Origin of the sequence: Leclercia sp. 29361, from assembly GCF_011290365.1 — a bacterium.
Taxonomy (GTDB): Bacteria; Pseudomonadota; Gammaproteobacteria; order Enterobacterales; family Enterobacteriaceae; genus Enterobacter; species Enterobacter tamurae.
Window position 1 is genome coordinate 1,598,466 of record NZ_CP049786.1, and the last position, 17,137, is coordinate 1,615,602.

The window sequence follows — 17,137 nt, forward strand, 5'->3', positions numbered from 1 at the left end:
GGTAAGTTTGATTTAGGGCAATGTGTTGCCTTTAATTGGAAAATGAAGACATGCAAAGCAGAGTGGCATTTCCGGCAGCAAGAATATTGGCCGGGAATCATTATTTCAAATGAAAGTTGTTGGTTAAATTCTTAATTTATCACTTCTGCTTTTCACTATTCCCCCGACAATCGGGTGTCCGTCCGGGCGCGCTGGCGTTATACTCCTGAAAACTTAAAGGAAAAAGTTCATCTCTCCCGGAGGGTACATGTTGCTTGAACGTGTGGAAATCGTGGGGTTCCGCGGCATTAACCGTCTGTCGCTGATGCTGGAGCACAATAACGTGCTGATCGGGGAAAACGCCTGGGGTAAATCCAGCCTGCTGGATGCCCTCACGCTGCTGCTCTCCCCGGAATCCGATCTGTACCATTTTGTCCGGGAAGATTTCTGGTTCCCTCCCGGGGATCTGCTGGGACGCGAACACCATCTGCATATTATTCTCACCTTCCGTGAAGCCGAGCCGGGCCGCCACCGCGTTCGTCGCTACCGCCCCCTGGCCGACTGCTGGGTACCGTGCCAGGACAACTATCAGCGCATCTTTTATCGTCTGGAAGGTGAACTGGCTGATGACGACAGCGTGCTGACCCTGCGCGGGTTTCTCGATAACCACGGCAATCCTCTGCCGCTGGCGGATATCGACGAGCTGGCGCGGCATCTGGTGCGCCTGATGCCGGTGCTGCGCCTGCGCGACGCCCGCTTTATGCGCCGGATCCGCAACGGCACGGTGCCCAACATGCCCGACGTGGAGGTTACCGCCCGCGAGCTGGATTATCTGGCCCGGGAGCTGGTGGCCCGTCCGCAAAATCTCACCGACGGCCAGATCCGCCAGGGGCTGTCGGCGATGGTGCAGCTGCTGGAGCACTACTTTACCGAGCAGGGCACTTCGCCGGTCCGCAACCGCCTGATGCGGCGCCGCTCCCACGATGAACAGCGCAGCTGGCGCTACCTCGACATCATCAACCGGATGATCGACCGTCCCGGCGGCCGTTCGCACCGGGTGATCCTGCTGGGGCTCTTCTCGACGCTCCTGCAGGCCAAAGGCACCGTCCGTCTCGACCGGGATGCCCGCCCGCTGCTGCTGGTGGAAGATCCCGAGACACGCCTGCACCCGATTATGCTCTCGGTGGCGTGGCACCTGCTGAATCTGCTGCCGTTGCAGCGCATCACCACCACCAACTCCGGCGAGCTGCTGTCATTAACTCCGGTGGAGCACGTCTGTCGCCTGGTGCGTGAGTCGTCGCGCGTCACCGCTTTCCGCCTTGGGCCGGGAGGGATGAACGCTGAAGACAGCCGCCGAATCGCCTTCCACATTCGTTTTAATCGCGCCTCCTCCCTGTTTGCCCGCTGCTGGCTGCTGGTGGAAGGGGAGACCGAAACCTGGGTGATTAACGAGCTGGCCCGCCAGTGCGGTCACCACTTCGATGCCGAGGGGATCAAGGTGATTGAGTTCGCCCAGTCGGGCTTAAAACCGCTGATCAAATTTGCCCGGCGGATGGGCATTGAGTGGCACGTGCTGGTGGACGGCGACGAGGCGGGCAAGAAATATGCCGCCACCGTGCGCGGGCTGATCAACAACGACCGGGAAGAGGAGCGTGAGCACCTGACGACGCTGCCCGCCATGGACATGGAGCACTTCATGTACCGCCAGGGCTTCGCGGACGTCTTTCACCGGGTAGCGATGATCCCCGAGAATGCTCCGATGAACATACGACGGGTGATCGTGAAAGCCATTCACCGCTCGTCGAAGCCCGATCTGGCGATTGAGGTGGCGATGGAAGCCGGGCGGCGCGGGGTTGAAGCGGTGCCGCCCCTGTTGCGGAAGATGTTCTCCCGCGTGCTGTGGCTGGCGCGCGGGAGAGCCGATTAACGGCGGGTCGCCTGGTTGACCTGATCGATCAGGCTGTCCAGCAGGGCAAAGCGGCGGCGGTACTCGGCGCGCTTTTTGCTGGCGATCTCGTCCATCGGTTTACGCGGCATGGCGAGCGGCAGGCGGAAGTTGCCCTCGGCGGTGCGCTCGCCGCCGAGTGACTGCCAGAAGCTGTCGTAATCGGCCAGCAGTTTGCCCTCTTTTTTCTTCCGGTAGCGCCAGCTGCGGTAGATATGGGTGCTGTTGCTGACGGCCACGATCTGCTCCACGGCAAGGGCGCTGCCCAGCGTCATGGCGGCCTCCACCAGCAGGCGTTTCGGGAACAGGCCGTGACAGGCCTTGGTGGCGCTCTGGATCGCCTCGTGCGGGACAAAGGCTTTCGCGCCCTGCATCCCGCCGATAAACAGCGTTGCAGTACCGTTAATCTGGCACAGCGTGAAGGTTATCTCCGCCAGCACCGTCTGCTCCGCGTCGCAAAACGCCAGCGTGGCCTCACCCTCTTTATCCAGAAACGCATCGGCGCACAGGCGCAGGGTAAACTGCTGTTCGTCTTTGCCGGTCAGGGTCAGCAGCGTCACTCCTTCCCGGGAGAGATAGCCGTTCATCAGCGCGGCCGGAAGCAGACGCTGCATCGTCTGATAGTGCCAGCTCAGCGCCTGCAGGGTTTGCTGACGGTTAATGGCGACGGACAACCACGGGCGGTGCAGGCGGCAGGGCAGCCCCGGCTGAACCTGCAGCAGCTGCAGTAACTGCGGCTGTTGCGCCAGGTTTGTCAGCAGGCGGGCGGTGCTGAATGGCGTCATCAGCGATCGCAGCATAAACTTGCGGCGGTAGGCCGGATTGCGCCAGGCCAGCCCGGGGGTTAATGTCCCGGAGGCCAGACGTTGAAAGAGCTGCCAGCCCGATTTTGGTTGCGGCTGGAGTGAATAAGATGACTCTGCGATGGATGACATAATAAATTCCGGTCTTGTTGCCAGAACTCTATTTCAGCAGGGGTTTAATCAACCTCTCCTCAACGATTTTCACCCATCCTTAAAAGCAGGGGTTTCGTTGAGGAACGGTTTAGTTAGAATCAACAGTTATGTAAGCCAGAATAGCTATTTGGAATATTTATGAACTTTAAGGGAAAACGCAGGAAGCTGTTTCTGCTGCTGGTGCTGATTGTACTGGTGGCTGGATTCTGGCTGTGGCAGGTGCTTAACGCCCCGGTGCCGCACTATCAGACGCTGATTGTCCGTCCGGGCGAGCTGCAACAGAGCGTGCTTGCCACCGGCAAGCTGGACGCGCTACGCAAGGTGGACGTCGGGGCCCAGGTCAGCGGTCAGCTGAAAACGCTGTCGGTGGAGATTGGCGACAAGGTGAAAAAGGGGCAACTGCTGGGGGTCATCGATCCGGAGCAGGCTGAAAACCAGATCAAAGAGGTGGAAGCGACCCTGATGGAGCTGCGGGCCCAGCGTAGCCAGGCCGAAGCAGAACGTAAGCTGGCCCAGGTGACCCTGAACCGTCAGCGGCAGCTGGCCACCACTCAGGCGATCTCGCAGCAGGATCTGGATACCTCGACCACCGAACTGGCGGTCAAGCAGGCGCAGATCGGCACCATCGACGCGCAGATCAAGCGCAACCAGGCCTCGCTGGACAGCGCCAAAACTAACCTCGATTACACTCGTATCGTCGCCCCGATGGCCGGAGAAGTGACGCAAATCACCACCCTGCAGGGGCAGACGGTGATTGCCGCCCAGCAGGCGCCGAACATCCTGACCTTGGCGGATATGGGCACCATGCTGGTGAAGGCCCAGGTCTCCGAGGCGGATGTGATCCACCTCAAGCCGGGGCAAAAAGCCTGGTTTACCGTGCTGGGCGATCCACAGACCCGCTACGAAGGGGTGCTGAAAGATATTCTTCCGACCCCGGAAAAGGTTAACGACGCCATCTTCTATCACGCCCGATTTGAAGTCCCTAACCCGCAGGGGGTGCTGCGCCTGGACATGACCGCTCAGGTGCATATCCAGCTGGCCGGGGAGAAAAACGTGCTGACCATTCCGCTGGCGGCGCTGGGTGAACCGGTGGGCGACAACCGCTACAACGTGAAGGTGCTGCGTAACGGCGAGACGCGCGAGCGTGAGGTGAGCCTTGGCTCGCGCAACGACACCGACGTGGTGGTGGTGAAAGGGCTGGAAGAGGGTGAAGAGGTGGTCATCAGCGAGAGCCAGCCCGGGGCGGCCAAATGACGGCCCTGCTGGAGCTGATTGATATCCGCCGGAGCTACCCCTCCGGCGACGGGCCGGTGGAGGTGCTGAAGGGCATCACCCTGCAGGTTGAGGCCGGAGAGATGGTGGCGATTGTCGGGGCCTCGGGCTCCGGTAAATCGACGCTGATGAACATTCTCGGCTGCCTGGATAAACCCACCAGCGGCACCTACCGGGTGGCAGGGACCGATGTCGCCACCCTGGACAGCGATGCGCTGGCGAAGCTGCGGCGGGAACATTTCGGTTTTATCTTCCAGCGTTACCACCTGCTCTCGCACCTGAGTGCGGCGCAGAACGTCGAAGTGCCGGCGGTCTATGCCGGTGTGGAGCGCAAAAAACGCCTTGAGCGGGCTCAGGCGCTGCTTACCCGGCTGGGGCTGGGGGAGCGGGTGGATTACCAGCCTTCGCAGCTCTCCGGCGGCCAGCAGCAGCGGGTGAGTATCGCCCGGGCGCTGATGAACGGCGGACAGGTGATCCTCGCTGATGAACCGACCGGGGCGCTGGACAGCCATTCCGGCGAAGAGGTGATGGCGATCCTGCACCAGCTGCGGGATCAGGGACATACGGTGATCATTGTCACCCACGATCCGCAGGTGGCCGCGCAGGCCGGAAGGATCGTGGAGATCCACGACGGCGAGCTGGTCAGCAATCCACCTCCCGGCCTCAACGCCACCCGACGTCAGGAGGTGGCGTTGCCTCCGCCGTCCGGCTGGCGGCAGTTTGCCAGCAGCTTCCGCGAAGCGCTGACCATGGCCTGGCTGGCGATGGCCGCCAACAAGATGCGCACCCTGTTGACCATGCTCGGGATCATCATCGGTATCGCCTCGGTGGTGTCGATTGTGGTGGTGGGCGATGCCGCCAAACAGCTGGTGCTGTCGGATATCCGCTCCATCGGCACCAATACCATTGACGTCTATCCCGGCAAAGATTTTGGCGACGATGAGCCGCAGTATCAGCAGGCGCTGAAATATGACGATCTGGCGGCGATCCAGAAGCAGCCATGGGTCAACTCTGCCACCCCGGCGGTGTCGCAGAACCTGCGTCTGCGCTACGCCAACATCGACGTGGCGGCCAGCGCCAACGGTGTCAGCGGTGATTACTTCAACGTCTACGGTATGACCTTCAGCGAGGGGACAACCTTCAATGCGGAACAGCTGGCGGGCCGGTCGCAGGTGGTGGTGCTGGATGCTAACTCCCGACGTCAGCTGTTCCCCAATAAAGCGAAAGTGGTGGGCGAAATTATCCTGGTGGGGAATATGCCCGCGACGGTGATCGGCGTGGCGGAGGAGAAGCAGTCGATGTTTGGCAGCAGCAAGATCCTGCGCGTCTGGCTACCGTACACCACCATCTCCGGGCGCATTATGGGGCAGTCCTGGCTGAACTCAATCACCGTCCGGGTGAAAGAGGGCTACGACAGCGCCCTGGCGGAACAACAGCTCGAGCGCCTGCTGACCCTGCGTCACGGGAAGAAAGATTTCTTCACCTGGAACATGGACGGGCTCTTGAAAACGGCTGAAAAGACCACACGTACTCTTCAGCTCTTCCTCACGCTGGTGGCGATCATCTCCCTGCTGGTCGGGGGGATCGGGGTGATGAATATCATGCTGGTGTCGGTGACCGAGCGTACGCGCGAGATTGGCATCCGCATGGCGGTGGGCGCCCGGGCCAGCGACGTGCTGCAGCAGTTTTTAATTGAGGCGGTGCTGGTCTGTCTGGTGGGCGGCGCGCTGGGGATCACACTTTCTCTGCTTATCGCCTTTACGCTACAGCTGTTTTTACCCGGCTGGGAAATTGGTTTTTCACCAATGGCGCTGTTAACCGCCTTCCTCTGTTCTACCTTTACCGGGGTGCTGTTTGGCTGGCTGCCGGCCAGAAATGCCGCCCGGCTGGATCCGGTGGATGCGTTAGCCCGGGAATAAGTCTGTTGGCCCGCAAATAAAAATGCCAGCGCATCGGGCTGGCATTTTGAGTGCGGGGTGTACACAATGAAACAGAGGGCTATGCCACCGCTTCAACTTCGATGGGCACAATAACGCTGGCATGATTGCCTTTTGGCCCGAGGTGTACATCAAACCGAACGGCTTGTCCGGCTTTCAGCGTTCTGTAACCATCCATCTGAATGGTGGAGTAATGCGCGAAGATGTCTTCGCCGCCGCCTTCAGGGCAGATAAAACCAAACCCTTTGGCGTTGTTGAACCACTTAACTGTACCCGTTTCCATGCTTCGACATCCTTCGTAAATCTTATTGAGTTAGATGTAATGAACCGGTGGTGAAGTGGGGGCTGTTCAAAACCTCGCCAACTCACGCCTGTACAATTTAGATAAACCAAAGGCAGCGTCAAGCATTTGCCGGGGCAGGAAGGGGAAAAATGCGTCAAAATTTGAAGCAGTTAACGCTATTGACGGGTATTGTGACAGACATCGCGGATGGCAATAATAGATGTGAGTTATCTGACATCTGAGGTAGATTCAGGTTATGTATAGCCTCCAGTCAGCATCAGAACCGCGACCGGAGAGCGTAAACGAAGATGACGACTGACAATGGGTAAGACGAACGACTGGCTCGATTTCGACAAGCTGGCGGAAGATAAAGTGCGCGACGCGCTAAAACCGCCATCTATGTATAAAGTTATGTTAATGAACGATGACTACACGCCGATGGAATTTGTTATTGACGTGCTACAAAAGTTCTTTTCTTATGATGTAGAACGTGCAACGCAACTGATGCTTACCGTTCACTATCATGGCAAAGCCATCTGCGGTGTTTTTACTGCAGAAGTCGCAGAGACGAAGGTGGCGATGGTGAACCAGTATGCGAGGGAGAACGAGCATCCGTTGCTGTGTACGCTGGAAAAAGCCTGAATAAGGCAATGAAAATTGGGGGAGGTGCCTATGCTCAATCAAGAACTGGAACTCAGTTTAAACATGGCTTTCGCCAGAGCGCGTGAGCACCGACATGAGTTTATGACGGTCGAGCACTTGCTGCTTGCACTGCTCAGCAATCCATCCGCCCGCGAAGCGCTTGAAGCCTGCTCCGTGGACCTGGTGGCGCTGCGTCAGGAACTTGAAGCCTTCATCGAACAGACCACACCTGTACTGCCCGTCAGTGAGGAGGAGCGCGACACGCAGCCGACGCTCAGCTTCCAGCGTGTACTCCAGCGTGCGGTATTTCACGTCCAGTCCTCCGGACGTAGCGAAGTCACCGGTGCCAACGTGCTGGTTGCCATCTTCAGCGAGCAGGAGTCGCAAGCCGCCTACCTGCTGCGCAAACACGAAGTTAGCCGCCTCGATGTGGTCAACTTCATCTCTCACGGAACGCGAAAAGACGAGCCGAATCAGGCATCGGATTCCGGCCATCAGGCCAACAGCGAAGAGCAAGCAGGCGGGGAGGAACGTATGGAAAACTTCACCACCAATCTTAACCAGCTTGCCCGCGTCGGCGGTATTGACCCGCTGATTGGCCGCGAAAAAGAGCTGGAACGGGCGATTCAGGTCCTGTGCCGCCGCCGTAAGAACAACCCGCTGTTGGTGGGTGAATCGGGCGTCGGTAAAACGGCGATTGCCGAAGGGCTGGCCTGGCGTATCGTGCAGGGCGACGTTCCAGAAGTGATCGCCGATTGCACCATCTACTCGCTGGATATCGGTTCCCTGCTGGCCGGGACCAAATACCGTGGTGATTTTGAAAAACGTTTTAAAGCGCTGCTGAAACAGCTGGAGCAGGATACCAACAGCATCCTGTTTATCGACGAGATCCATACCATCATCGGCGCCGGTGCGGCATCGGGTGGCCAGGTGGATGCGGCTAACCTGATTAAACCGCTGCTCTCCAGCGGCAAGATCCGGGTGATTGGCTCGACCACCTACCAGGAGTTCAGCAATATTTTCGAAAAAGACCGCGCCCTGGCGCGTCGCTTCCAGAAAATCGACATTACTGAACCGTCGGTGGAAGAAACAGTCCAGATCATCAACGGCCTGAAACCGAAGTACGAAGCGCACCACGACGTGCGTTATACCGCCAAAGCGGTGCGTGCGGCGGTGGAGCTGGCGGTGAAATATATCAACGACCGTCATCTGCCGGATAAAGCGATTGACGTGATCGACGAAGCGGGCGCGCGTGCGCGTCTGATGCCGGTCAGCAAGCGCAAGAAAACGGTCAACGTGGCGGATATCGAATCCGTGGTGGCCCGCATCGCGCGTATCCCTGAGAAGAGCGTTTCTCAGAGCGACCGCGATACGCTGAAAAACCTCGGCGATCGCCTGAAAATGCTGGTCTTTGGTCAGGATAAAGCCATCGAGGCCTTAACCGAAGCGATCAAGATGGCCCGCGCCGGGCTGGGGCATGAGCACAAGCCAGTCGGTTCCTTCCTGTTCGCCGGCCCGACCGGGGTAGGGAAAACCGAGGTGACGGTTCAGCTCTCCAAAGCGCTGGGCATTGAGCTGCTGCGCTTTGATATGTCCGAGTATATGGAGCGTCACACCGTCAGTCGTCTGATCGGTGCGCCTCCGGGCTATGTTGGCTTTGACCAGGGCGGCCTGCTTACCGATGCGGTGATCAAGCATCCGCACGCGGTTCTGCTGCTCGATGAGATCGAGAAAGCGCACCCGGATGTCTTTAACCTGCTGCTGCAGGTGATGGATAACGGGACGCTGACCGACAACAACGGGCGCAAGGCGGACTTCCGCAACGTGGTGATGGTGATGACCACCAACGCCGGGGTGCGTGAGACCGAGCGTAAATCCATCGGCCTGATCCACCAGGATAACAGCACCGATGCGATGGAAGAGATCAAGAAGGTCTTTACACCGGAGTTCCGTAACCGTCTGGACAACATTATCTGGTTCGATCACCTGTCTACCGAGGTGATCCATCAGGTGGTGGATAAGTTCATCGTCGAGCTGCAGGTTCAGCTGGATCAGAAAGGGGTCTCCCTGGAAGTGAGTCAGGAAGCCCGCGACTGGCTGGCTGAGAAAGGCTACGACCGTGCGATGGGGGCGCGTCCGATGGCGCGGGTCATCCAGGACAACCTGAAGAAACCGTTGGCTAACGAACTGCTGTTTGGTTCGCTGGTGGACGGGGGGCAGGTGACCGTGGCGCTGGATCAGGCGAAGAACGAGCTGACGTATGACTTCCAGAGTGCGGCGAAGCACAAGCCGGAAGCGGCTCACTGACGTTGTCGAATGATGATAAAAACCGGGCGAAAGCCCGGTTTTTTTATGCCTGCTTTTTGCCGGGTGGCGCTACGCTTACCCGGCCTACGTGAGTGCGCCGGACGGTTCCCTCTCCCTGAGGGAGAGGGTTAGGGTGAGGGGGAACCGCGCGCACGATCGTCAAAATTTTGCGAGGCGTTATCCAGAATTTAAACAGGGATATTGCTGGATAAAACCCCAGTAATAGAATGGCGATGCACCTGCAAAATCAGGTGCCAGGATTGGCGTCCTGACCAAACCTCGGAAATGATGTTGCATGCGCAACTATCAGCGGTTTCGTTCACTCTTTTGAAAGCTGCGGATATAATCCGTACGTTCATATTATGGTGGGCTGGGCCTGGGCTTCTCTGAAGCGCCGATTTTTCCGAGGGTAGTCGGTACGCCAACCTGGTTCAGTCCACCGCCTGAGTTGGCGTTCGGGTGGTCAGCAAAAAAAAATTACTTTCGGAGATTATGATTATGGAAAATTACAGCATCACCCAGCTTTATAGCGAACTCGAACTCAGTACTCCCGATCTCTCCACTCTTGCCGCGCGCTGCAACCTGCTCACCGAAATCCTGGTCGATTGCAATTCGCTGCCGCAGACGCAGCCCGTCTGCCGCTGTCTTGCGGCATACCTGGACGCATTCAGAAGTGAGCTGGAAAAATCGATGACCGATTTCCGCGTGCTGGATGAGGATGAGATACCGCCAGCACACAAACAGGAGTGGCTGCTGGACAGCACCGAAGCCCAGTGCGATTACTGCCGGGCGTTAAACCATGTGCTGCTGGTGTCGCATTTTGACCGCGATATGCTGCCGCATCTCACCGGCCTGCTGCACGAGATCAGCCATGCGATGCTGGCCGATCTTACCGTGGTGCATGTTCACTGAGTCGTCGCCTGCGCCTGGCGAGCCCGGGCGCATCAACCGGCCATTTCAGCCCGTTTACGTTCTTCGCTCGGGGTAACGGCAAAGACCTTTTTATACAGGGTGCTGAAATGGCTGCTGTTGGCGAAACCGCACAGGAAGGCGATCTCGGTAATAGTCATATCGGTTTCGCGGACTTTAACCCGGGCGGAGACCAGCCGCAGGTGTTTAATATAATTTTCCGGCGTCATGCCCGTCGCGGCTTTAATATGGCGGAATGCCGTGCGCGGGGTTAAATGAAACTGCTTAGCCAGATCGTTCCAGTCATATTCTTCAAAACAGTTTTCCTGCAGATGATTGAGCAGCTTATGCAACTTATAGCGGGTATTGTTGTGGTTCACGTCAGACTGCGCCTGCAGCAACGTATTCACCAGCTGGAAAAAGAGCGACTCCCGCTGTTCAACCTGTAGCGGCTGGGCGCTGAATATTTTATCGATCAGGGAATTGCACTGCATGCGGTTCTCCGGCGCCAGCCAGGTGTAGCAGCTGGCATCGCGTACCGAGAAACGTTCCAACAGGGATCCGGTGTGCTGTAAAAATACAAATTCAGCCACAGGGTTTATCAGGATATTAATCAGCTTGAGTGTACCCAGCTCATCATAAAAATGGTGGTCGCCACGCTGGACGTAAAAAATATCCCCTTGCTGAATATAGAGAGGGCGTCCATTAATAATGTGGAGGCCATGTCCTTGCTCAACAATAACCAGTTCATCAAATTCATGACAATGTTCGCAGCTGTTATCTTCCGGGTCGCTTTTATAAAGGGCGAGTTTATCGTCTGTGGATTTGAAATAATGCGCAACGGTTAAAATGTTCATAAATTATCCTGCCACATGAAAAGCTGCGAGCACGATAATTGATTTCTCACCGCTTAAGAAGCCCTGTTTTTCAAAATGTGAACATACTCGGGCCGACCTCACTGACACTGCCAAACTGCGTGGGGGGTTGGCAATCTGAGAGTGGCTCTCAACTCCCCATCACCTCTATTCTGCCTGAAATCTTACAGAGGGCGCAGTATGTCTCAGGCAATTCAGCAACACCATAATCTCACCATGCATCGCGACGAACAGCTTCTGGCCACCGCCAGCGCATTGATGCCAACGCTCTATTCGCAGGCGATCTCACCCGTCAGCGTGATCAACACCGTTCCCGACAGTCATGCACTCCACGGCTGGCGTGCGGAAAAGGTGGCCGATGCCAGCGCCTGGCTGAAGCAATCTTTCTCACCCGGGGATTCCTTTATTCTGGACTTTGGTACCCACGGTGTCGGCTGGTTAAATTTCAGCTGCGAAGCCTCGGGCAGCCCACCGGATGCCCCCGCCCATCTGGAGTTTATTTTTGGCGAAACGCTGTGCGAAATGGCAGAGCCCTTCAGCGACTATCAGGGATGGTTAAGCAGCAGTTGGTTGCAACAACATCATGAGTATATTGACGTCCTGCCTGCGGATATTACCCTCGCGCGTCGCTACTGTTTTCGTTACCTGAAGGTGCGCGTGGTGGCACTCTCACCCAAATATCAGCTGCGCTTTAACCATATCACGTTAAATAGCGTCAGCTCGGCGCCAGACGAATATCCACCCTGCAATGCCACCGACCCGCAGCTGCGAAAGATTGATGAAGTGGCGGTCAGAACCCTGCGCAACTGCATGCAGGAGGTGTTTGAGGACGGGCCGAAGCGGGATCGCCGGTTATGGCTGGGTGACCTCCGATTGCAGGCCCTGGTGAATGACGTCACCTTTGCGAATCACGATCTGGTGCGCCGCTGTCTGTACCTGTTCGCCGGTCATCGCCGGGAGGATGGAATGGTCTCAGCCAATATCTTTGTCCGCCCCGAGGTGATGGCGGATGACACTTTCCTGTTTGATTATTCGCTCTTTTTTGTCGATACGCTCTACAACTACCTGCAGGCGACCAGGGATATGTCCACCGCCCGTGAACTGTGGCCGATTGCCTTCCGTCAGGTCGAGCTGGCGTTAGCGCGTTGCGAAGCAGGCCTGGTCACAGACAGCGATGACTGGTGGTCGTTTATCGACTGACACGATCGGCTTAATAAGCAGGCGGCCTCTCAGGGGGTGTTGATCTACTGCATCGACAAAGCTGTGCGGCTGGCGGAAGTCTGCGCTCCTGAACAAGGCGTATTCCTGCACGAACAGCTGGCACGGGTGAAATGCGCGGCACATCAGCTCTGGGATGAAGCAAGCGGCTTCTACATCAGCGGTTCCGCTCGTCAGATCAGCGCCGCCTCGCAAATCTGGCTGGTGCTGGCCGACGTGGGCGATGCTGCACACCAGCTAAATGTTATGACGAATTTACTACAGTCGCCGCCGTCCATCGGCATGAACACCCCCTATCTGCGCCACCACTTTATCGCCGCGCTGCTGAAATGCGGCTTGCGTGAGCGTGCCGTGGCCGAAATTAAAGCCTACTGGGGGGCGATGGTGGATGACGGGGCAGACACCTTCTGGGAATTATTTGATCCGCAAAGACCTGACTTCTCCCCGTATGGCAGTAAGCTCATCAACAGTTACTGCCATGCATGGAGCTGTACCCCGGCCTGGTTTATCCGCCAGTTCGGCCTCTGATAACACAACAATAAAGTGAACAAAATGGCTAAAACCTTCTTTACCCTATGGCGGCAACGGTTAGGCTACGGGATTGCCGATCTCTCCTGTAACCTGGTCTGGCAGTTAATCTCTCTGTACCTGATGTTCTTCTATACCGACGTGATGAACCTCCCGGCCTACTGGGTAGGGATCATGTTCCTGGTCACACGGCTGGTGGACGGCGTGGCAGATGTGTTGATGGGTCTGATGATCGACAACACCACCACCCGCTGGGGACGATGCCGTCCGTGGCTGCTGTTTGGCGCGATACCCTTCGGTCTGATGTGTATACTGGCGTTTTACGTGCCTGATTTTGGGACCACCGGCAAACTGGTGTATGCCTTTATCACCTACCTGTGCCTCTCGTTCCTCTACACCATCGTCAACATTCCATTCTGCGCGATGCTGCCGTTCCTGACTGCGGACTCCCAGGAACGCACCACCTTATCCGCGGTGCGTATACTTCTCGGCTCGCTGGGATCAACCATTGTGGCGGTGGCCACGCTGCCGCTGGTCGGGGCGTTAGGGCAGGGCAATCAGGCGCAGGGTTTCCTCTATACCGCCGTGGTATTCGGCGTAATCGCCACCTTCTTCCTGCTGATCAGCTTCCGCAACGTGGAGGAGAAAATCAGTATCACCCAGGAGCGCATGACGTTGAAACGCGCCTGGACCGGCCTGAAATCCAACACCCCGTGGAAGGTGTTTGCGCTGAATATCTTCCTGATGTGGGGGGCATTCTTCTTCCAGACGGGGGCGCTGGTCTATTTCTTCCACTACTACGTGGGCAGCAGCGAGCTGACCGCCCTGGTGGCCGGGATCTCCTCCTTCGTGCCGCTGCTCGGGACGCTGACAGTGCCGTTCCTCGCGGGCTTAATGAAAAAACGCCATGTCTATCTGGTCGCCAGCACGGTTAACCTTGTCGGGATGGGGATCATGATGGCCGCGGGCGTCAACTACTGGGGACTGGTCATCGGGGCTATCGTCCTGTCGCTCGGCGCAGGGCAACGCACCGCGATCTACTTCTCCATGCAGGCCGATCCGGTGGATTACGGCGTCTGGAAAACTGGAATTAACACCGCAGGCATTCTGACCTCCATCAACGGCTTCCTCGGCAAAGTGGCGATGGCGGGGGCAGGGGCGATCACCGGTTTCTTGCTCTCCTCGGGCGGCTACGTGGCAAACGCGGCGCAGACCCCGTCAGCCCTGCTGGCGATCCAGGCCTGCTACCTGTGGATCCCCGCCGGGCTCATCGTGGCGTCGATGATCTGGATCGGGCGCTTCTACCGGCTTGACGACAGCTTCGCGGCGATCCGCGCGGACCTTGATGCTGGCATCTACGCCCCGGACGGCGCACCAGAACTCAAAAAATCCGCCGCTATTTAATCTGACCTCTTTCTGATAACAGGACATCTATGCGTATCTCTGTGATTAGCGCAGCGGTTTGCTGCGCCCTTTTTTCGCCCTCATATGTCTTTGCCGACGCGCAAAGTGTGGAACAACGCCTGGCTCTGCTGGAGCAGCGGCTGAACGCAGCGGAACAACGAACTACCGAGGCAGAACGGCGCGCCTCGCAGGCGGAGGCAAAATTAGCCACCCTGAGCCAGCAATCTCAGGCCACCGAAAAGAAAATAGAAACCGTCAGCCAGAAACAGAAGCAAAACGCGCTCAGCGACGGGTTTGAATTTAATGCTTATGCTCGCTCAGGGCTGTTGATCAATAATCACGGCAAAGGTGCGCGCGGTGGTCCGGGTGTCTCACCGGCCAGTTCCCTGAATGGCGATGCGCACGTCGGGCGTCTGGGTAACGAGGAGGATAACTACATCGAGCTCAGCTTCGGCAAGCGCATGACCTTCGATGACGGTTCCTGGGCGCACTTCAAAACCATGATTGCCGATGGCGCCACCAACCCCGATCCCTGGGTGCAGGATAACGACAGCCACCATATCAACGTGCGCCAGATGTACGTCGAGATGGGCAACTTCGCCGAGTTTTCCGGCCCGGCGAAAAATGCTTATCTGTGGGCCGGGAAGCGTTTCGACCGCGATAACTTTGATATTCACTTTACCGACAGCGACATCATGTTCCTCGGCGGCACCGGGGCCGGGATCTACGACGTGCAGTGGACCAATAACCTGAAAGGCGACTACTCCCTGTATGGCCGCAATTTCGGCGATCTTGGCAGCTCGCACTATGAAGACAACGACATCCAGAACCTGATGCTCACCGCCAACCACTTCTACGGTAACTGGCAACTGATGCTGACCGGGATGACGGCCCAGGGCAATGACGATCTTAAGGACAACACCTCCTCGACCGGAAGCTATGCCCTGCGCAGCGACAACACCGCGCAAAACGGCTACTACGCGATGCTTGCTTATCATGATAAACAGCAGTTTTATGGCCTGACGAAGGGAGTATCGGAAACCGCGTTACAATTTGGCGGCGGGCTGGGGGCCGAAGCGCGTCAGCCGGGCAGCGACGGTGATCTGACGGACAATGCCACCTCTCTGCGCTTTGCCTCTTACGGCATTTTGCCGGTGGCGAAAAACTGGGAAATTGCGCCGTCGGTGATCGCCCAGCACAGCGAAGATCGTTATCGTGAGGGCGACCGCTATGACTGGGCGACCTTTAACCTTCGCGCCTCACAGGCATTGACTCCGCATTTTGCCCTGCTGTATGAGGCATCCTGGCAGTATATGGATCTGGATCCTAACGGGCGCACCTACCGGTCGGACGGTAACGTGAACCAGTACCAGGCGGTAAAAGGGGATTTTTACAAGCTGACCTTTGCCCCGACATTCAAAGTGGGCAACGTGTTTGATATCAAAGCGCGTCCGGAAATCCGTCTTTTTGCCACTTATATGAACTGGGACAGAGAGCTGGATCGCTATGCCATCAACGACGACTTTGGCAGTGCAGGGTTCACTGCGGGCGGGACATGGAATTTTGGCGTGCAGACCGAAATCTGGTTTTAACGCTGCGTAACAGAAAACAAAAAGGCCGGGATAACCCGGCCTTTAGTATTCTCTCTACGCCATTCGCGGCGAAAAACTCTTAGCGACTACGGAAGACAATGCGGCCTTTGCTCAGGTCGTACGGGGTCAGCTCGACAGTCACTTTGTCGCCCGTCAGAATACGGATATAGTTCTTACGCATTTTACCGGAGATATGCGCGGTAACGACGTGACCGTTTTCCAGTTCTACGCGAAACATGGTGTTAGGCAACGTTTCAAGAACGGTACCCTGCATTTCAATATTGTCTTCTTTGGCCATCTAATCCTCTGGGGTATCACTACCAAGTTTTGAACCGGCAAGATAATGCCGAAATTCATCAATTAAGTAAAGATTTGTGCGTTTAAAACGCAGCAAAGCAGTTTCAGCGTATTACCCGGACGTCACGGTTCGACCGTACGAAAAGCGCATACGTAAAGGGGAGGTGGCAGGATAAACGATAGGGCGTTATCGGATGCGAACTATTCCCAAACGGCGGCGGGGCAACAGGCAGAACCTACTCTGCGGCAGAATTATAGCACCTTGAGGAAAAATATGCGGAAAACATTTATCTCTGGGGCGTAAATAACGTGCCGGGGACCCAGAAATTCTGCGGTAATTTCTGCATGCGCAGCGTTGCCAGCTGCGCCAGATATTCATGGCGGGAGATCTCAACCGCACCCAGCGAGGCTGTATGCTCATTCAGCACCTGACAATCCATCAGCTGGCCGCCGCTGCGGGTAAAGCGATCGCAGAAAACCAGCAGCGCGGTTTTGGAGGCATTCACCGCGCGGCTGAACATCGACTCGCCGCAAAACAGGGTACCCTGCGCCACGCCGTACATTCCGCCCACCAGTTCATCCTTATCCCACACCTCAATCGAGTGGGCATAACCCAGCTCGTGCAGGCGGTGATAGGCGGTGATCACCTCAGGGGTGATCCAGGTCCCTTCAAAGCGGTCGACGGCGCACCCCTCGATCACCTGACCAAACGCGTGATTGAGGGTGACGCGATAGGGGGAGCGGGCGTGAAAGCGTTTCATGCTGCGGCTGATATGAAACTGCGCGGGCCACAGAACGGCGCGGGGGTCGGGAGACCACCATAAGATTGGATCGCCGGGTGAAAACCACGGAAAAATCCCCCGCTGGTAGGCCATTAACAGACGCGACGGGCTCAGATCGCCGCCCAGGGCCAGCAAACCATTAGGTTCGCGCAGCGCCCCTTCCGGAGAAGGGAACGCAAGAGAATGACGTGAGAGCTGGACCAGGCGCATG

The 17,137-nt window shown here is 57.2% G+C and carries 13 protein-coding genes and 2 pseudogenes; 9 read left to right on the plus strand and 6 right to left on the minus strand.

What is annotated here, in order from left to right; translation table 11 throughout:
- Positions 1–247: 247 nt before the first annotated feature.
- Entirely contained in the window at positions 248–1,906 is a 1,659-nt protein-coding gene (locus G7090_RS07555; protein WP_166182004.1) for an ATP-dependent endonuclease, read from the plus strand.
- Here G7090_RS07555 and G7090_RS07560 read toward each other — a convergent pair.
- Positions 1,903–2,859 (minus strand): VirK/YbjX family protein, encoded by a 957-nt coding sequence (locus G7090_RS07560; protein ID WP_166182005.1) that lies wholly within the window; start codon positions 2,857–2,859, stop codon positions 1,903–1,905. The genes G7090_RS07555 and G7090_RS07560 overlap by 4 nt on opposite strands.
- 159 nt (positions 2,860–3,018) lie before the next feature.
- Between G7090_RS07560 and macA the strand changes: the two genes are divergently transcribed.
- Both macA and macB read left to right on the plus strand, forming a co-directional pair.
- Positions 3,019–4,134, plus strand: a complete 1,116-nt coding sequence (gene macA, locus G7090_RS07565) for a macrolide transporter subunit MacA (RefSeq protein WP_106992560.1) — start codon at positions 3,019–3,021, stop codon at positions 4,132–4,134.
- Positions 4,131–6,071 (plus strand): macrolide ABC transporter ATP-binding protein/permease MacB, encoded by a 1,941-nt coding sequence (macB, locus tag G7090_RS07570; RefSeq protein WP_166182006.1) that lies wholly within the window; start codon positions 4,131–4,133, stop codon positions 6,069–6,071. Before macA ends, macB begins: the two co-directional genes overlap by 4 nt.
- A 79-nt stretch (positions 6,072–6,150) precedes the next feature.
- Here the strand turns inward: macB and cspD are convergent, their stop codons facing one another.
- The gene (gene cspD / locus G7090_RS07575; protein WP_106992562.1) at positions 6,151–6,372 is read right to left on the minus strand and encodes a cold shock-like protein CspD; all 222 of its coding nucleotides are present in this window, start codon (positions 6,370–6,372) and stop codon (positions 6,151–6,153) included.
- 321 nt (positions 6,373–6,693) lie between these two features.
- Here cspD and clpS point away from each other — a divergent pair, with 321 nt between their 5' ends.
- The 3 genes from clpS (at position 6,694) to G7090_RS07590 (ending at position 10,233) form a co-directional block, all read left to right on the plus strand.
- Positions 6,694–7,014 carry an ATP-dependent Clp protease adapter ClpS gene (clpS, locus tag G7090_RS07580; RefSeq protein WP_032617325.1) on the plus strand — a complete coding sequence of 107 codons (321 nt, stop codon included), beginning with the start codon at positions 6,694–6,696 and terminating at the stop codon, positions 7,012–7,014.
- Positions 7,015–7,044: 30 nt separating this feature from the next.
- Positions 7,045–9,321, plus strand: a complete 2,277-nt coding sequence (clpA, locus tag G7090_RS07585) for an ATP-dependent Clp protease ATP-binding subunit ClpA (protein ID WP_106992563.1) — start codon at positions 7,045–7,047, stop codon at positions 9,319–9,321.
- Positions 9,322–9,813: 492 nt separating this feature from the next.
- Positions 9,814–10,233 carry a hypothetical protein gene (locus G7090_RS07590; protein WP_166182007.1) on the plus strand — a complete coding sequence of 140 codons (420 nt, stop codon included), beginning with the start codon at positions 9,814–9,816 and terminating at the stop codon, positions 10,231–10,233.
- Between the two features lie 32 nt (positions 10,234–10,265).
- Here the strand turns inward: G7090_RS07590 and G7090_RS07595 are convergent, their stop codons facing one another.
- Positions 10,266–11,087 carry a helix-turn-helix domain-containing protein gene (locus G7090_RS07595; RefSeq protein WP_166182008.1) on the minus strand — a complete coding sequence of 274 codons (822 nt, stop codon included), beginning with the start codon at positions 11,085–11,087 and terminating at the stop codon, positions 10,266–10,268.
- A gap of 198 nt (positions 11,088–11,285) precedes the next feature.
- On the opposite strand from G7090_RS07595, the pseudogene G7090_RS07600 reads away from it, so the two are divergent.
- The 3 genes and pseudogenes from G7090_RS07600 (at position 11,286) to G7090_RS07610 (ending at position 15,847) form a co-directional block, all read left to right on the plus strand.
- Positions 11,286–12,851: pseudogene (locus G7090_RS07600) on the plus strand (sugar hydrolase).
- Positions 12,852–12,875: 24 nt separating this feature from the next.
- Positions 12,876–14,255, plus strand: a complete 1,380-nt coding sequence (locus G7090_RS07605) for a glycoside-pentoside-hexuronide (GPH):cation symporter (RefSeq protein WP_166182009.1) — start codon at positions 12,876–12,878, stop codon at positions 14,253–14,255.
- Positions 14,256–14,284: 29 nt separating this feature from the next.
- The gene (locus tag G7090_RS07610; RefSeq protein WP_166182010.1) at positions 14,285–15,847 is read left to right on the plus strand and encodes a carbohydrate porin; all 1,563 of its coding nucleotides are present in this window, start codon (positions 14,285–14,287) and stop codon (positions 15,845–15,847) included.
- A gap of 79 nt (positions 15,848–15,926) precedes the next feature.
- Here G7090_RS07610 and infA read toward each other — a convergent pair whose 3' ends face one another.
- The 3 genes and pseudogenes from infA to aat all read right to left on the minus strand — a co-directional run bounded on the left by infA (position 15,927) and on the right by aat (position 17,136).
- A complete protein-coding gene (gene infA, locus G7090_RS07615) occupies positions 15,927–16,145 on the minus strand; it encodes a translation initiation factor IF-1 (protein ID WP_001040187.1) in 219 nt (72 codons plus the stop codon).
- A pseudogene (locus tag G7090_RS07620) lies at positions 16,073–16,258 on the minus strand (hypothetical protein); the annotation flags it as partial. The gene infA and the pseudogene G7090_RS07620, both read right to left, overlap by 73 nt.
- 173 nt (positions 16,259–16,431) lie before the next feature.
- Entirely contained in the window at positions 16,432–17,136 is a 705-nt protein-coding gene (gene aat, locus G7090_RS07625) for a leucyl/phenylalanyl-tRNA--protein transferase (protein WP_166182011.1), read from the minus strand.
- Position 17,137 lies beyond the last annotated feature (1 nt).

Excerpts from the sequence above, each read along its gene's own strand:
- macB (WP_166182006.1), top strand. The coding sequence starts at position 4,131 with ATGACGGCCCTGCTGGAGCTGATTGATATCCGCCGGAGCTACCCCTCC.
- G7090_RS07560 (WP_166182005.1), bottom strand. The coding sequence starts at position 2,859 with ATGTCATCCATCGCAGAGTCATCTTATTCACTCCAGCCGCAACCAAAA.
- G7090_RS07610 (WP_166182010.1), top strand. The coding sequence starts at position 14,285 with ATGCGTATCTCTGTGATTAGCGCAGCGGTTTGCTGCGCCCTTTTTTCG.
- G7090_RS07555 (WP_166182004.1), top strand. The coding sequence starts at position 248 with ATGTTGCTTGAACGTGTGGAAATCGTGGGGTTCCGCGGCATTAACCGT.
- G7090_RS07595 (WP_166182008.1), bottom strand. The coding sequence starts at position 11,087 with ATGAACATTTTAACCGTTGCGCATTATTTCAAATCCACAGACGATAAA.
- clpS (WP_032617325.1), top strand. The coding sequence starts at position 6,694 with ATGGGTAAGACGAACGACTGGCTCGATTTCGACAAGCTGGCGGAAGAT.
- macA (WP_106992560.1), top strand. The coding sequence starts at position 3,019 with ATGAACTTTAAGGGAAAACGCAGGAAGCTGTTTCTGCTGCTGGTGCTG.
- infA (WP_001040187.1), bottom strand. The coding sequence starts at position 16,145 with ATGGCCAAAGAAGACAATATTGAAATGCAGGGTACCGTTCTTGAAACG.
- G7090_RS07605 (WP_166182009.1), top strand. The coding sequence starts at position 12,876 with ATGGCTAAAACCTTCTTTACCCTATGGCGGCAACGGTTAGGCTACGGG.
- clpA (WP_106992563.1), top strand. The coding sequence starts at position 7,045 with ATGCTCAATCAAGAACTGGAACTCAGTTTAAACATGGCTTTCGCCAGA.
- aat (WP_166182011.1), bottom strand. The coding sequence starts at position 17,136 with ATGCGCCTGGTCCAGCTCTCACGTCATTCTCTTGCGTTCCCTTCTCCG.
- cspD (WP_106992562.1), bottom strand. The coding sequence starts at position 6,372 with ATGGAAACGGGTACAGTTAAGTGGTTCAACAACGCCAAAGGGTTTGGT.
- G7090_RS07590 (WP_166182007.1), top strand. The coding sequence starts at position 9,814 with ATGATTATGGAAAATTACAGCATCACCCAGCTTTATAGCGAACTCGAA.